Below are 16,186 nucleotides of genomic sequence, written 5' to 3'. Positions count from 1 at the left end.
TCGAGCCAGTGATCCTCATTCGTTTTTATAGGGGCGTTATTTCACAGCCCCTTTTTTGTAAGCAAGGTTTAGAAATATACTAACGTAACACCGTCGCCGCCGTTTTGCGCATCATCCAGGCGGTACGACGTAACAAAGGGCTGGCGGTCCAAAAAGGCATGGATGGCCTTACGCAGGGCACCGCTGCCCTTACCATGGATGATGCGGACAGGGCTGAAGCCGGCAGCTAAGGCCTGGTCAAGGAAGCGTTCAACCACCGGCATGGCTTCGGCACCGGTCATACCGATGACGTTGACTTCCGTTGCTACGGCGCCGGTACGGATGGGCCGGTATGACGAACGAGTAGCTTCTTTCTTTTCGGCCTGCTTTTCCTGCTTGATTTCCGATAAGTAGGGAGCGCTAATATCCGAGGCCTTGACGCGGACCGTCATGCCCCGTACGGAAACAGTCAGTTTTTTACCGTTGATTTCCGTCACCGTGCCCAGGCCGGAGAGGGAGTTGACGTAGACCTGCTGGCCTACCTTGAGGCGGTCCATATCGACGGGGTCGCGTTTTTCAGCCTGTGCTTCCGGCAGGGAAATCTGCTGAATGGCACGGCGGGCCTGTTCGATAGCCTTAGTCCGTTCTTTTTCCGTCAGCTTTTCCTTCGTCTGTTCCTTTAATTCGCGGATGATCTTTTCTGCTTCGAGCCGCAGGCCCCGCTTGAGATCAACGGCTTCACGGCGGCTCGAGTCGATGATATCCTGCCGTTTTTCCCTGACTTTTTCGTTTTCCTTACGCAGCTCGTCTTCCAGGCGCCGTGTTTCCTGCAGGCGTTTTTCCAATTCCGCCTGTTCTTCGTCCACTTGCTTAACCTGGTTGTTAAGCTTCGTCAGGATAGCTTCCATATTCACGTCCTGTGCTTTGCTACGCAGGTCTCGTGCCTTTTCAAGGACATTCTTGGGCATGCCCAAACGTTCACTGATACTGAAAGCATGAGAGCTGCCAGCTGAGCCGATGCGCAGTTTATACGTAGGTTTGAGTGTTTCCACATCAAACTCAACGTGGGCATTTTCTATGCCTTCCGTACGATAGGCATAGTTTTTCAGGTCATTGTAATGGGTTGTCACCATGACATAAGCCCCTTTTTGGTACAGCTCCTCCAAAATGGCAATGGCAATGGCACTGCCTTCTGCCGGGTCGGTACCGGAGCCCAATTCGTCTGCCAGGATCAGATCGTTAGCCGAGCAGTGCTTGATGATATAAATGAGCTGCTTCATGTGACCTGAAAACGTACTGAGATTTTGGGAAATATTCTGTTCATCGCCAATATCAGCCAGAACATCGCGGAATACGGGCAATTCCGATCCTTCCGTTACAGGCAAAAAGAGGCCGGCCTGATGCATGAGAACCAGAAGGCCCAGCGTTTTCATAGAGACCGTCTTGCCCCCCGTGTTGGAGCCTGTAATGAGGAGAATGCGGTAGTCGCCACCCAGGACGATCGTGTTCGGCACGACAACCTTCGGGTCGATGAGCGGATGACGGGCTTGCAGCAGCCGTACCAGTCCGGTCTTCGATATATCCGGCCGGCAGGCTTTCATCTGCTGTGCCAGCTGAGCCTTGGCAAAGATAAATTCCAGCTGTCCCGTACACAGGGTGCTCTCATAGAGATCCGTATATTTTTCCCGCACCTGCGTAGTCAGACGACGGAAGATTTTTTCTATTTCCCGCGTTTCGCCAATACGGGCTGCCTGCAGGTCATTATTGGCATTAACGATGGCCATAGGTTCAATATAGAGCGTCGAGCCACTGGCCGATGTATCATGGACAATGCCGGGAAAAGCATGGCGGTACTCCTGCTTGACGGGAATGACGTAGCGGTTGTTACGAATCGTAATGAGGACGTCCTGAAAATATTTCTGATATTCTTTACTCTGGAGAACGCTCTGCATGTACCGCTTCGTCTGCCGTTCGAGCTCCATAATCCGGTTGCGCAGGCGCAGCAGCTCTGGTGAGGCATTGTCGCGTATTTGATGGTTCTGGTCAAAAACTTGGGCCATCTTATGGCTGAGGAAAGAAAACTCGCCAATGCCCTGGGCCTGTTCATATAAGTGGGGATAGAGGTCCTGCCGTTCTGCAAAATAGGACTGTACCGCACTGTAGCGTTCCATATTATTCCAAATATCGACACATTCCTGCCCGTCAAGCGTTACTTCCCGTTTAGCCTTTTCCAGGGCCGGCCGAATATCCGTGATGCCGCCAAAGGGCGTAGAAACTTCCCGCTGCAAGCAGAGGAAGGCTTCTTCCGTATCGGTCAGCATCTGACGGATTTCCGTTTCATCACTGCTCGGACGCAGGCGCCGGGCAATTTCCTTGGATAACCTCGACGGTGCCAATTGTACGAGCATATTCTGGACCTGATAAAACCCTAAAATCCGCATACTACGTTTATTCATTACTCTTTGCTCCTTGTTCTCTTTATAAAATGCCGTGGAAGAAATGACCCCGCGTTACGGTCCTGTCTTCCTTCGTGAGCAGCATCGTTTCCGTACCATCACAGAGGCGGCCATAGCGGCGTACCTGTTCTGCTATCCAGTGCGGCGTCCGGCCCCGTCCTTCAATCCGTAAGCGGGCGATACCGGCCTGACGCAGTTCCTTCACATACGGCGCCATATCGAGGTCCCGGTTGTTAAGAATATGATTACGGCAAAATTCGTCTGTAACGACAGGGAAATGCTCGTCATGACGATCTTTTAAAGACAAATTCCGTTTGCGGCAGGCACCACCGCAATGAGTCTTGCCTTCTTTACTCAATAAGGCAGCGGCCTGGCAGTATTCTGTAATCATCATTTCGATACGTCCTTCAGCCAGCACTTCAACGGGAACAGAAAGGTGTTTTACGATGGCCTTTATTTGCCGCAACGTCAGCTCCGGCGACAAGGTCACTTCCTGACAGCCCAGTCCAGCATAAAGACCCGCGTTGAGATGGTTAAATATATTGAGAGACCAGTCTGCACTTACAGGCAGGCTGATATGGTTTTCCTGGAGGAGATCAAAAATCCCCATAGAACCGGCATAGACACCAGCTGCACCGGCAGCCATAGCCTGTTTAATTTCAGTCAGCACAGCTGTGGCCTGGCTGGGCCAAAAAACACGGGGTGTAGCTACCCAAAAGGAAATACCCGCTGTGCTAGCAAGGCCTGCCAGCCGCTTCCAATCGGTCCCCAGGGTAAAGCTATGCGTATACGTTTCACCACCGTAAATCACGCGGGATGCGCCATTGGTTATGGCTGCTTCTGCGCCTTCCAGAGAGTCACAGCGCACAGTCAGTTCCAGCCGGTCCGGCCGTGTCATTTCCGGCACATCGCGTAGTGGGGCGGCCAACAGGTTACCTGCCGCAGGCCGTGCGTAGCTTTGCGTTATTTGCTCCTGTAAGGCATGGCAGCACTGGCGCCGCAAGTCATTGAGTACGCTGGCAGGAATCATATACGTTTCATCCCAAAGCGTAGCCTGGACTAAGGAAAAGAGGCTGTCACCCAGACGGGAGAGCTGCGCTTCAGCCCAGGTCTGCGTAGCCGGCCGGTGCGAGGCCTTTTGCACAACATAGTCTGACACAGCCTGCACTGTATGACCAGCTTCATCCCAAAAGGTCAGGCGCAGCTGTTGTGCTTCTGTTGTATCGATATGGGCATACAGGGGAATGCGGCGTGTCAACCCGGGATCCGTACCGGCAGCCTTGGGTACTAAATTGCCGGAGGTTTGCTCCGTTACAGTATGGCGGCTGATATGGCCGCCTAAAAAATCATCCTGGTAGGTACGATTAAAACTTTCTGCCAACAGACGTCCCGCTTCTTCCTGTGTCGCCTGCCGTTGCCGTGGCGCTTGGTAGTGGCCGTCAATGAGCAGCCGATAGGCCCGGGTCACAGCACGAACATAGGCGGCCCCCTTCATACGGCCTTCTACTTTTAAGGACGCCACACCGGCATCAAGAAGGTCATCGATATAGGCAGCGCCGTTTAAATCCTTGAGACTCAATAAATACCGTTCAGACGGAGAAACAGCTTTTTCACCGTCATAAAGCTGATAAGGCAAGCGGCACGGCTGGGCACAGGCGCCACGGTTACCGCTGCGGCCACCAATAAAACTGCTCATGAGACATTGGCCCGAATAGGCCATACAGGAGGCACCATGGATAAAGACTTCAATAGCCGCTTTAGCATGGGCACAAATATAGCGGATTTCCGCAAGAGGCAGTTCCCGCGCCAGGACAACCTGTGTGAAGCCCATTTTTTCGAGGAAACGAACACCGTGCAAATCGGAAACCGTCATTTGCGTACTGCCGTGAAGCGGCAAATTAGGGGCACACTCCCGGGCCAGGGCGGCCACGGCCAAGTCCTGCACAATAATCCCATCAACCTGCAGGGCATCCAATTTCTGCAAATACCCTTTTAATTCGTCTAATTCTGTATCTGCCATGACGATATTGACAGTCACATATACTTTGACACCAAAAGAATGGGCTGTTTCTACGGCTTGCGCCATCGTTTCATCAGCCAAATTATGTGCAAACTTGCGGGCGTTGAAGCTCTTGCCACCAAAATAGACAGCATCTGCACCTGCATCAATAGCTGTCAATACCGTTTCGAGAGAACCAGCCGGGGCCAGTAATTCTGCCATAGTACCTCCTGTACATATCCTTACTTCACTCGTAAGAAAGGGATAGAAAAAATCACAGGCACCATACCCGTGATTTTTCTGTTCCCTTTGTTATCTGAAAAAACATGTAATATACACGTCTTTTGATTATACCATGATAGTGCTTGAAATACCAGGTGCAAGCGCAAAAGAAGCGGCTGCACCGCAAAAAAAACGGCCCCTTGCAAGCAAGGGGCCGTCTAAGGCAGACGTTAGAAAAATTATTTCTTAGCTGCGAGGAAACCGGAGATAACGATTCTCTGTACTTCGTTGGTGCCTTCATAAATCTGCATGATCTTAGCATCACGAACGAGTTTTTCTACCGGATATTCACGGCTGTAGCCGAAACCACCGAGGATCTGAACAGCGTCCAGAGCAACTTCAACGGAGATATCGCCAGCATAGCATTTAGCAATAGCTGCTTCACGTGTATAGTTGCGTTTCGGTTCTGCATAGTACGTGTTGAGGAAGTTGATGATAGCAGAACGAGCAACTTCTGTCTTAATATCCATATCAGCTAATTTGAAAGCGATAGCTTCATGTTTGATGATCGGTTTGCCGAATGTAACACGTTCATGAGCATATTTAACAGCTTCATCAAGAGCGCGCTGAGCAATACCAACAGCCAGGGATGCAACCATCGGACGAGCGAGGTCCAGTGTCTGCATAGCATATACGAAGCCTTTGCCTTCCTGTCCGATCAGATGATCAGCCGGGATATGAACGTCCTGGAAGATAACTTCTGTCGTGTTGGAAAGACGAATACCCATTTTGTCTTCTTCTTTACCAATGGAAACGCCCGGGCGGTCTTTTTCAACGATGAAAGCGGAAATGCCTTTTACGCCTTTTGTCTTGTCCGTAATAGCGAATACTGTGAATACGGAAGCAACACCACCGTTTGTGATGAAGCATTTCGTGCCGTTAATGACATATTCATCGCCCTGTTTAACTGCAACCGTCGTGCCTGCAGCAGCATCAGAACCAGCGTTAGGTTCTGTCAAGCAGAATGCGCAGAAACCGCTGCCTTTTTCGCCTGTCAGGTTATCAGCATACAACTGTTTCTGAGCATCGTTGCCGTGCTGCAGAACCGGTTTCAAGCCGAGGCCGGATGCTGCTACGGCTGTAGCAAAGCCAGCATCTACTTTAGCGAGTTCTTCGTATACAGCTGCTACTGTGTAGTAATCCTGACCCATGCCGCCGTATTCTTCCGGAATTTCGAGACCGCAGAAGCCGATATCTACAGCTTCTTTGTAAATTTCATACAATTTTTCGCCCGGTACTTCTGCACGGTCTAATTCAGCTACGAACGGAGCAACCTTTTTCTGTGCAAAGTCTTTCGCCAAATCTACGAGGTCCTGCTGGTCTTTGTTAAGAATATAACCCATTTTACATCTCTCCTTTTGATAAAGTCATAGTCAAAATAGTATAGTATAGACTATGCCATTAGGGGCTATTAATATATCATACAGTTACCAACATAGGGCAACTGCTGAAATCAAGCACTCGTCTTTCGTTAATATACGTTCATTATATCACATAATAACAAATTTGTAGACTTTTTATCGAAATATTTACATAAAACTTTTATTATGCGTCTTAAATTTCTTATTATAGACGCGCAAAGGTTTTAGATTTCATTATTATTTGTAATGTTTGAGTCATGTTATGTACTTTTCATCACATACTCTGTACTATATACTTTTTTTGACAATTTGTCTATCCCTTTGCACAATTATAAACAAAATATTATAACCAGGTGCATAGATACTAGCACCTGGTTATAATAAAAAAGCTATGTATTTAGTGTTCTAAGGACTGGTACATCTCTTTTACAACGGCCTCTGTTACGTCATAGGCCGTGCTGGTCACGGCACCCATAGGCATAGTAAGTGCCGTATATTCGGCAAGTTCCGCGTCGGTCAAGCATACCGTATCGGGCATGAGATTATTAATGCACGCCGTAAAATCAGCGAGGCCCGAAAGCCCCAGAATTTCCCATACCTTTTCTACCTTGTCTGCCATGGTTTCTTCCATGAGCGACATGTAATGCGGTAAAAGGATACCATTGGCCCGTCCGTGGGTCAGGCCCTTATAATAGGTCAGCTGATAGCCCATACCATGTACCAGTGTCGTCCCGGTTTGGGCAATGACCATACCAGCCAAGACGGCACCATACATCAAATCTTCCCGTACGGCATAGGACAGGGACGCCCCATTCAATTCTGTCAAATGGACGCCCAGGAAGCGCATCGCTTCTTCCGCCCAGACATCACTCATAGGCGTTGCTTTTTTGGACATGTAGCCTTCAATGGCATGAGACAAGGCATCGATTGCTGTATCCACTGTAACGACAGGGTTTACGCTTTCTGTAAAGGTCGGGTCGGCAAAGGATACAGCCGGGAATATAAGCGGCGTATTGACGGATTGCTTCGTGCCAATATGGGGATTGGTCAAAACACCTACCTTCGTTACCTCACTGCCCGTGCCGGACGTAGTCGGTACAGTCACAATCGGTAAAGGGCGGACATACGGCCCTGTAAAGAGAGCTGTATCATCGAGCTCATTCGTGCACAAGAGGGCAATGACCTTCGCCGCATCCATAGGCGAGCCGCCGCCGATGCCGATGACGAAATCGACGCCTTCTGCTTTGCCGAGCGCCGCTGCCTTGCGGACCGTTTCAATGGAAGGATTATTTTCTACCTCATCGAATAAAACCTAGGCAATTCCCAACGTTTCGAGCTGCTCAGTCATTGCCTTCTGGGAACCATTGATCTTAGCCGAATGACGGCCTGTAACGAGCAGCGCTTTTTTTCCTAAACGGCATAGTTCCTGACCCGATTGGGCAATGCAGTCTTTACCAAAATAAAGCCGTGTCGGCATTTCATACATGAACATGGCAGATTCCTCCTTATTTTCCCCGGTTTCTTTCATCCTGCAGGGCTTTATATTCCTGGCCCAGCCGGTAATACCCCATAATGTCTTCATGGATGTTCTTGATTTCTTCTTCTTCCAGGGTACGCACGATACGGAAAGGCGTACCGTAGACCAGGGACCGCGGCGGAATGACCTTGTTTTGTGTAATCATCGTACCGGCGCCGATGAGGCAGCTATCGCCAATATCAGTTTCTCCCATGAGAATGACACCCATACCAATCAGTGTGCCTGAACCAATATGCCGGCCATGGATAATCGCTTTATGCCCGATCATGCAATAATCATCTAAAATCATGGGCGAACCGGGATCTGTGTGCAAGACAGTGTTATCCTGAATATTTACGCCCTCGCCGATAACAATAGGACTTTCGTCAGCCCGTATGACGACGCCGGGCCAGATATTGGCCCCTTTTTTTATGGTTACATCACCGACAATCGTTGCCGTATCTGCCACAAAGGCTCCCGGATCAATTTGCGGCGAATGGCCGTGAAACGGATAAAGATTTGCCATGGAACTCCCTCCTATTTCTGATAGGTTTCAAATTGATTAAACACCAGTTCTGCCAAATGTTTCGCCCGGGCACCACCCAGGAGGAGGCCTTCCATACAATAATGACAGTAGGAAACGACTTCCTTGCCGTTAAAACGCTGACAATATTCAGTCATGCGGCGTTTCTGTTCTTCAGGCGTGCAATCTTCAAATTTCCCCTGCACATTGGCATTGTGTACAAAACGCTGTGGTGCCAATTTCAAATTGCGCGGTGGTGCCGGCCGGAGCGTGGAAACGCCACAAAAATCAGTCTTTTCCCGGCGTTCTTCCTGCTCTGTTACAGTGATCTTCATTTTCTTCAGCAGCGAGCGTACTGCATCCTGTTCTGCCGTGCGGTCAAAGGCGCGCCAGCAATCCTGCAGGATCATCGTGTGACCCGTAAAATCAGGATAGGAGAAATCCGGATCTTCATCCATGAGTTCCCAAAGAGATTTGATGGTTACGCCCGGTTTAGTTTCTTCGATAATGGCAGAACAGTTATGGCAAAGGGTATAGACTGTATCCCCCGCTGCAAAATCACCGCTATCAGGCAAAGCAGCCCATGTATCCTGGTACTCTGACGGCATATGGCCTGTAAAATGTTCCAGTTTATATTTCGGCACGCAGCAGCGCACTACCGTGAGCCCCTTTTTTTCTGCATAGGCCTGGGCGCGCTGGCTAAGCTGCGGATAATGCCACGTAAAGACACAACTTGCAATATAGTACTTGCTCATCACAAACCCCCCCTTTTTTAAAACATTTTGCCCATTATTATAAGCAAAAGTCTTTCCCATTTGATAACAAGTATATTATACTATATATTAGAATAAAGAAAACACTCATCTCTCATACGGATACGCTATGAGAAAATCAAAGGATGCTTTTTCATCATAAGGAGGTATGTCTATGTTCAACGACAAAGATGAAAGAAAAATTATGCTCTCTGAAAAGAATGAAATCGGCTTTAAACATGACCTGTATGATAAACTGCTCGGCAAAAACGAACGGGTCCTCATGGAATTCATGTCCCAGCGCAATGTTCTCGTCTTTACAGATGAAAAGATTATCGCCATCCGTATCGAAGCCTATACGGCAAAACACAAGGCCGGCCTATGCATTCCTTACAGCAGCATCTCCGCTTATTCGGCTGAAGTAAGTCTGAATAAAGATATGGATACAGAAATCAAAGTCTGGATTCCGGGTATGGATTGTGTCACCTTTACGTTCTTAGAAGATACAGCCCCTATGCGCGACATCATTGCAATCCTCGTTGAAAAAGTAAAATAATAGGACCATACCTGAAAAGAGGGAGACATAGCACACAGTCTTCCTCTTTTTTGTATACGTAAAAAAACACTGCCTGTCCATAGGACATGCAGTGTTTTTGGCAAAATAATCAGCGCTTGCTGAACTGAGAAGCCTTACGGGCTTTCTTGAGACCGTATTTACGGCGTTCTTTTTCACGCGGGTCACGTGTAAGGAGACCGGCTTTTTTCAGGGGCTGACGGAAATCAGCATCCACTTCCAAAAGTGCGCGGCTAATGCCGTGACGGATAGCGCCGGCCTGGCCGGACGGACCGCCACCTTTTACATCGGCGACTACGTCATACTGTTCTGTTACACCAGTCAGTACGAGCGGCTGTTTAATAACCAGTTCCAGCGTTTTACGGCCGAAATATTCTGTTAATTCTTTTTTGTTAACGATGATCTTGCCCTGACCCGGAACCAGACGAACTCTGGCAACGGATGTTTTTCTACGGCCAGTGCCGTAGTACTGTGCTACTGCCATGAAATCTTCCTCCCGGTACGATTAACGAATGTCCAATTCTAATGCTTCTGGCTGCTGTGCCTGATGCGGATGTTCAGCACCTGCATATACATTCAGTTTGCGATACATCTGTTCACCGAGTTTGTTCTTCGGCAACATACCGCGAACGGCCATTTCAACAACGCGTTCCGGACGTTTTTCGAGCATATGTCCGGCCTGTGTGAATTTGGAACCACCGGGATAACCGGAATGGTGGAAATACGTTTTCTGAATGAGTTTCTTACCTGTGAGTTTGACTTTTGCTGCGTTGATAACGATTACATAATCGCCTGTATCTACATGCGGGGTAAACGTCGGTTTATTTTTTCCCCGAAGAACTTTTGCGACTTCGGCAGCAAGACGACCTAATGTCTGGCCTTCAGCGTCAACAACATACCATTTACGTTCGATGTTGCCAGCGTTAGCCATAAATGTAGTTTTCATGCTGTACAATCCTCCCTGAATACTGACTAAACCTAAGCTTTAGGTTCTTTTTCTCCGGGGCTAGTGGAGTCCAAGTGAAAAGCTTACCTACATATTTTATCCATCTGACTGCTATTTGTCAAGGATTTTTTTCTCTTCGTTATACCTACCTCACATGCAGCCTATGCCCGTTGGCAACAATTGCTGCGCCGCTACTTCTTTTCTTATATTTGACAAGAGCTTGTTTCCATGATAAGATAATGGAAATAATTTGATAGTATTGCTAAGACGAGAAGAGTACGCAACAGGAAATGACACAGAGAGCATCCGTACTGGTGAAAGGATGAGCAGGAAATGTTGCTGAAGATGGACTCCGAGCAGGCGTGTCGAATAGTCAGACCGTCCGGGTGCACCCGTTACAGTGCCAAGGTATTAATGGCTCAGGCCAGCGTACCTGCAGAGGCTGTTGCCGTGAGGCAATGGTAAAGTTGGGTGGTATCACGGTGCTTCCGTCCCATGTGGGACAGGGAGCTTTTTTTATTGTCTGCAAACGTCAAATTTTATCTGGTTTTCCCTGTTATAGTTTAGAAAAGAGGAGAATATTTCATGCCTATCAAAATCATTGACGGTTTGTCCGCAAAAGAAAAATTACAACAAGAAGGAATTTCTACCATCGATAGAGGCAGAGCCATTCACCAGGATATCCGACCCCTGCGTATTCTTATCTTGAACCTGATGCCCTTAAAAAAGATTACCGAATTACAATACCTGCGTCTCTTAGGCGACTCGCCGCTGCAGGTCGAAGTCGACTTCTGTCATACTGTTACCCACGTCAGCGCCAATACGGACTCGTCGTATCTGGAAGAAAACTACTATACCTTTGATGAAATCAAGGATTCCTATTACGACGGCATGATCATTACAGGCTCACCCGTAGAAACACTGGACTTTACGGACGTAGATTACTGGGATGAACTGCTGCAATACCTGGAGTGGTCTAAGACCCACGTCTTCTCCCTGCTCTCTTTCTGCTGGGGCGCCCAGGCCGCCTTATATCATTTCTACAATATTGAAAAACGGCTTTTACCGGCCAAGCTTTTTGGCATTTATGAATATCAGCTGACCGTACGCAACCATCCCCTCTTGCGCGGCTTTGACGACCGCTATTTCATTCCCCAGTCCCGTCATACAGCCATCGACGACATTGCCGTCTATAATACGCCAGGACTGGAAATCCTTTCCCGCAATGTCCACAACGGCATCAACATTATCGGCACGCCTGATCACCGCCGGTTCTTCATCCTCGGTCATTTCGAATACGACCGGGATACGCTGGCGAAGGAATACTTCCGCGATAAAAATAAGGGCCTGCCCATTGCTCCGCCGGAAAATTATTACCCCGGCAACGACGACCGCAACACGCCCAATTTCATTTGGTGCAGCTATGCCCATATCTTCTACCATAACTGGCTCAACCTGGTCTATCAGGAAACCCCCTATGTTCCCGAACAGATTGCCTCCGTGGCCGTGCCTGCCCATTAACGAAAAAATCCGGATTCTCCTGGGAGAGTCCGGATTTTTATTATCTTTTTTATTTCGTACCAAAGATGCGGTCCCCTGCATCGCCGAGACCAGGCAGGATATAGCAGTTTTCATTCAGTTTATCATCCAGGGCTGCTGTATAAATTTTAACATCCGGATGTTCACGGTTCAGGCACTGTACGCCTTCGGGAGCCGCGACGAGACACATGAACTTGATATTCTTAATGCCACGCTGCTTGAGGAGCGTAATGGCAGCGGCTGCACTGCCGCCCGTAGCCAGCATGGGGTCGACAATAATAAAATCACGACCGTCGATATCAGGCATCTTGCAATAGTATTCTACAGGCTTCTTCGTTTCCGGGTCACGGTATAAGCCGATATGTCCAACTTTTGCTGTCGGAATCAGGTTAAGCATACCCTGAACCATACCCAGGCCGGCACGCAGGATGGGGACGATGACTAGTTTTTTGCCACTGATCTGCTTGCCCGTCATTTTCTGCATGGGCGTTTCGATTTCTACATCTTCCAAGGGAAGGTCCCGTGTGATTTCATAGCCCATGAGCATAGTAATTTCTTCCAACAACTGACGAAAATCCTTAGAACCTGTTTCTTTCTTCCGCATAAGCGTTACTTTGTGCTGTATAAGCGGGTGATTCATTACTTGTACCTGCATGGCAATTAATTCCTTTCTCTGCTGACTGATTGCTTATTTATCCATTTCCTTGATCATATTGACGCGCACTTCGTGACGGCCGCCATCAAACCCTGTATTCAAGAAGATACGGACAATTTCTCTGGCCAGACCCGGTCCAATGACGCGGCCGCCCATGGTGAGAATGTTGGCATCGTTATGACGACGGCAGTATTCAGCCGAAAACATGTCATGACAAAGGGCTGCCCGGATGCCATGCACCTTATTGGCTGCAATGCCAATGCCAATGCCGGTACCACAAATGAGAATGCCCCGGTCGAAGGTACCATCTGCAACAGCTTCTGCCACTTTCTTCGCAATAACCGGATAGTCGCACCGTTCCGGTGTCAGCGTACCATAGTCGGTATAAGCAATGCCTTGTTCATCCAGGTACTGCTTAATGTTTTCCTTCAAATCGAAACCACCGTGGTCACAGCCGATTACTAATTTCATAATTGTCAATTCCTCCTTATATACGTTGGGCAAATCATAAAATGATACGCAACATACAAATCCGATAATATTATACTCTCCTGCAAGGAAAAAATAAAGTAATCTTATTATCCCTGCACGTGACGTACATCGCCACCGGCCGATTTCTTCATACGGTTCATAATGGCCATGCCCAATCCTTCTTCATCTGTACCTTCGGCGAGGATATAATCGACCTGAACGGCATCAAAATTGAGCAGACCCGTATAAAGCTGGCTGGCCAGGGAGGCCTTATCATCATGGCTGCCCCAAATATACATGGCATCGTGTGGAAAAATCTCTCCCACTTCCTGGCTAACCAGAAAGCCTACTTTCTTCCCTGCTGCCGTCAGAGCTTCGTATCGTTCTTTCATGGCCTGCTGCACAGCGGCAACAGAACCTACATATACGGTCATCGGTGCCGACGGCGCATAATGCCGGTATTTCATGCCCGGTGCCTTGGGTACGCCTTTTCCGGTTACCATATTCGGGTCGATGCGTACTTCGCCTACTACGGATTGCAACATATCCAGCGTAACGCCACCGGGACGCAAAATAGTGATGCCGCCATCGTCATTGCATTCGACAATCGTCGATTCGACACCAATATGGCAAGGACCGCCATCGATAATCATATCGACGCGGCCATTCATATCATGAGCGACTTCCTCTGCCGTAGTCGGGCTGGGCCGTCCGGACAGATTCGCACTGGGAGCTGCCACAGGAACACCGGCAGCCTGCAGGAAGGCATGGGCAATAGCATGGTCAGGACAACGGACGGCCACAGTATCCAGGCAGCCTGTAGCCGCATCCGGGACACAGGCCTTTCGCGGAAAAATGATGGTCAAGGGGCCTGGCCAAAAGGTATCCAGCAGCTTCTGTGCTGTCGGTGAAATAGAGGCAGCAATTTTTTTTGCTCCAGCCTGATCCGGCACAGTCAGGATTAGGGGATTATCGCTAGGCCGGCCTTTGGCTTCATAAATACTACGGCAGCAGTCCGGGTCAAGACCGTTAGCACCGATACCATATACCGTTTCCGTCGGAAAAACGACGATGCCGCCGTCGCGAATAATCCGGCCGGCTTCTTCTAAGAGGGCCTTATCTTTTTCTACATCTGTAATACGGACAATCTTTGTCTGTTTCATTTATCAACACTCTTTTCGTTGGCAGACTACGACCCGTTCGATACCGCCGTAGTCCTTAACAATTTTTTTCAGAGTAAACGCTCCTGTTTCCGTAAAAATCCGGGCAATAGCCTGGCTTTGGCCGGCACCGGCTTCGACAGCGCAACAGCCATCCTCTTTCAGATACGACGCAGCCCCGGCAGCAATACGCCTGTACAGTTCCAGCCCATCGTCACCGCCAAAGAGGGCCTGTGGCGGATCGTAGCGTACTTCCGGTTCCAGGTTCTGCATATCTTCTTTTGTCAAATAAGGCGGGTTAGACAGGATCCAGTCGTATGTAGCCGATGGCACAGCGGCGAACAAATCACTTTCCAGCCATGTCACGCGTTCTGTCAGGCCCAGCTTTTCCCCGTTTTCCCTGGCTACAGCCAGGGCATCTGCAGAAATATCCACGCCCGTACCGGTGCACTGCGGCCGCAGGGCCAGAAGGCTGAGTACGATAGCCCCGCTGCCCGTTCCCAAGTCAAGAAAGGAAGCTGTGCCGTCTTCGGGGACAGTCTCCATAACGGTTTCGACGAGCATTTCTGTTTCCGGCCGTGGCACGAGAACGTGCCGGTTGATAGTAAAATCAAAGCCCATAAAAGAACGCTGCCCCAGGATATGTGCTACCGATAAGCGGCCGGCCCGCTTTTTGACCAGTTCCCGATAGGCCGCCAGTTCCGGTCCGTTCAGAGGTTCGTCATAATGAGCATATAAGTAGATCCGTTCCTTTTGAAGTACATGAGAGAGAAGAATTTCCGCATCCAGCCGGGCTGAATCGATACCTTTGCCGGAAAAATACTGCGTCGTCCACGTAAGGATGGAACCAATGGTCCACATATTACTCATTTTCATTTTCTTCTTTCATCAGTTCTGTCCGCCGCGTTTCTGCCAGAGCCTGAATAAAATCATCTAAGTCGCCGTTTAAGACGCTTTCCAGCTTGTACAGCGTCAGATTGATGCGGTGATCGGTTACGCGGCCTTGTGGGAAATTATACGTCCGGATACGTTCGCTGCGGTCACCTGTGCCAACCTGACTGCGCCGGGCTTCTGTAATTTCTGCATCGGCTTCCTGTTGGGCCTTATCCATGAGACGGGCTTTGAGGACGCGCATAGCTTTCGCTCGGTTTTCCAGCTGGGACCGTTCATCCTGGCATTCGACGACAATGCCTGTAGGCATATGAGTCATACGCACGGCTGAACTGGTCTTATTGACGTGCTGGCCACCGGCACCGCTTGAACGGAAATAGTCGACGCGCACATCATCCATGTTCAGGTTGACTTCTACATCTTCTGCTTCCGGCAGCACAGCCACCGTCGCCGTAGACGTATGGATACGGCCGCCGGCTTCTGTCACAGGCACGCGCTGCACACGGTGTACGCCCGATTCGTATTTGAGCTTGCCATAGACATTATGCCCTTCGACAGAAAAAATGACTTCCTTAAAGCCTCCCAGTTCCGGTTCATTGGAGCTGATAATACTGGCCTTCCAGCCAGGCTGCTTTTCAATATATTTCATGTACATGCGGAAGAGATCCCCTGCAAAGAGAGCCGCTTCGTCGCCGCCGGCACCGCTGCGGATTTCCATAATAACATTTTTGTCATCGCGCGGGTCCTTAGGCAGCATGAGGATATGGAGTTCTTCTTCCAGGGACGCCTGTTCCTTTTCCAGGTCTGCCAGTTCTTCCTTGGCCATGGCGATAATTTCCGCATCACTGTCAGGGTCCTGCAACAATTCCCTGTCGCCTGCGATTTGTTCGGTTATATTCTTATATTTCCGGTACGTTTCGACAATAGGCGATAAGGACGCATGTTCCCGTGTCAGCTTCTGCCATTCGTCCTGACGGGCAATGACAGAAGGGTCACTGATGCGCTGCTCCAAATCCATAAATTTATTTTCTACAGCCTGCACTTTATCTATAAACACGTAAATTCCTCTCTTTCTCTAGGAA

General features: G+C 49.2%; 15 protein-coding genes and 1 pseudogene. 2 read left to right on the top strand and 14 right to left on the bottom strand.

The annotated features are described in order from the left end of the window. Positions 1–68 precede the first annotated feature (68 nt). From PGX44_RS04480 to PGX44_RS04450, 7 genes and pseudogenes are all read right to left on the bottom strand, one after another. Positions 69–2,435, bottom strand: a complete 2,367-nt coding sequence (locus PGX44_RS04480) for an endonuclease MutS2 (protein WP_498854406.1) — start codon at positions 2,433–2,435, stop codon at positions 69–71. 22 nt (positions 2,436–2,457) lie between these two features. Then, positions 2,458–4,656 (bottom strand): U32 family peptidase, encoded by a 2,199-nt coding sequence (locus tag PGX44_RS04475; protein ID WP_498854405.1) that lies wholly within the window; start codon positions 4,654–4,656, stop codon positions 2,458–2,460. Positions 4,657–4,895: 239 nt separating this feature from the next. After that, on the bottom strand, positions 4,896–6,059 hold the full coding sequence (locus PGX44_RS04470; RefSeq protein ID WP_186503119.1) for an acyl-CoA dehydrogenase family protein: 1,164 nt from the start codon (positions 6,057–6,059) through the stop codon (positions 4,896–4,898). 415 nt (positions 6,060–6,474) lie between these two features. Continuing rightward, positions 6,475–7,374: pseudogene (locus PGX44_RS04465) on the bottom strand (iron-containing alcohol dehydrogenase family protein); the annotation flags it as partial. 15 nt (positions 7,375–7,389) lie between these two features. Beyond that, on the bottom strand, positions 7,390–7,569 hold the full coding sequence (locus tag PGX44_RS04460; protein ID WP_498854404.1) for an iron-containing alcohol dehydrogenase: 180 nt from the start codon (positions 7,567–7,569) through the stop codon (positions 7,390–7,392). 13 nt (positions 7,570–7,582) lie between these two features. After that, a complete protein-coding gene (locus PGX44_RS04455; RefSeq protein ID WP_498854403.1) occupies positions 7,583–8,119 on the bottom strand; it encodes a gamma carbonic anhydrase family protein in 537 nt (178 codons plus the stop codon). Between the two features lie 11 nt (positions 8,120–8,130). Beyond that, the gene (locus tag PGX44_RS04450; RefSeq protein WP_498854402.1) at positions 8,131–8,871 is read right to left on the bottom strand and encodes a hypothetical protein; all 741 of its coding nucleotides are present in this window, start codon (positions 8,869–8,871) and stop codon (positions 8,131–8,133) included. A gap of 172 nt (positions 8,872–9,043) precedes the next feature. Here PGX44_RS04450 and PGX44_RS04445 point away from each other — a divergent pair, with 172 nt between their 5' ends. Beyond that, a complete protein-coding gene (locus PGX44_RS04445) occupies positions 9,044–9,424 on the top strand; it encodes a PH domain-containing protein (RefSeq protein ID WP_186503115.1) in 381 nt (126 codons plus the stop codon). Between the two features lie 109 nt (positions 9,425–9,533). Here the strand turns inward: PGX44_RS04445 and rpsI are convergent, their stop codons facing one another. Both rpsI and rplM read right to left on the bottom strand, forming a co-directional pair. Further along, positions 9,534–9,926: a 30S ribosomal protein S9 gene (rpsI, locus tag PGX44_RS04440; protein ID WP_186503114.1), complete on the bottom strand. Its 393-nt coding sequence runs from the start codon at positions 9,924–9,926 to the stop codon at positions 9,534–9,536. Between the two features lie 21 nt (positions 9,927–9,947). Beyond that, on the bottom strand, positions 9,948–10,388 hold the full coding sequence (gene rplM / locus PGX44_RS04435; RefSeq protein WP_186503113.1) for a 50S ribosomal protein L13: 441 nt from the start codon (positions 10,386–10,388) through the stop codon (positions 9,948–9,950). Between the two features lie 585 nt (positions 10,389–10,973). Between rplM and PGX44_RS04430 the strand changes: the two genes are divergently transcribed. Further along, positions 10,974–11,909 (top strand): homoserine O-succinyltransferase, encoded by a 936-nt coding sequence (locus PGX44_RS04430; protein ID WP_498854401.1) that lies wholly within the window; start codon positions 10,974–10,976, stop codon positions 11,907–11,909. 49 nt (positions 11,910–11,958) lie between these two features. On the opposite strand, the gene upp is transcribed toward PGX44_RS04430, so the two are convergent. The 5 genes from upp to prfA all read right to left on the bottom strand — a co-directional run bounded on the left by upp (position 11,959) and on the right by prfA (position 16,161). Continuing rightward, the gene (gene upp / locus PGX44_RS04425; RefSeq protein ID WP_186503111.1) at positions 11,959–12,582 is read right to left on the bottom strand and encodes a uracil phosphoribosyltransferase; all 624 of its coding nucleotides are present in this window, start codon (positions 12,580–12,582) and stop codon (positions 11,959–11,961) included. Between the two features lie 33 nt (positions 12,583–12,615). Then, a complete protein-coding gene (gene rpiB / locus PGX44_RS04420) occupies positions 12,616–13,053 on the bottom strand; it encodes a ribose 5-phosphate isomerase B (protein WP_186503110.1) in 438 nt (145 codons plus the stop codon). A gap of 107 nt (positions 13,054–13,160) precedes the next feature. Continuing rightward, positions 13,161–14,216, bottom strand: a complete 1,056-nt coding sequence (locus tag PGX44_RS04415; RefSeq protein ID WP_498854400.1) for an L-threonylcarbamoyladenylate synthase — start codon at positions 14,214–14,216, stop codon at positions 13,161–13,163. 3 nt (positions 14,217–14,219) lie between these two features. Further along, the gene (gene prmC, locus PGX44_RS04410; RefSeq protein WP_498854399.1) at positions 14,220–15,083 is read right to left on the bottom strand and encodes a peptide chain release factor N(5)-glutamine methyltransferase; all 864 of its coding nucleotides are present in this window, start codon (positions 15,081–15,083) and stop codon (positions 14,220–14,222) included. Beyond that, positions 15,076–16,161 carry a peptide chain release factor 1 gene (prfA, locus tag PGX44_RS04405; RefSeq protein ID WP_498854398.1) on the bottom strand — a complete coding sequence of 362 codons (1,086 nt, stop codon included), beginning with the start codon at positions 16,159–16,161 and terminating at the stop codon, positions 15,076–15,078. Before prfA ends, prmC begins: the two co-directional genes overlap by 8 nt. Positions 16,162–16,186 lie beyond the last annotated feature (25 nt).

Source organism: Caecibacter sp. AF58-12pH5A (assembly GCF_027681725.1).
Classification (GTDB): domain Bacteria; phylum Bacillota; class Negativicutes; order Veillonellales; family Megasphaeraceae; genus Megasphaera; species Megasphaera hominis.
Note: the sequence above shows the minus strand (reverse complement) of the source record. Positions and strands in the feature narration are given on the sequence as shown.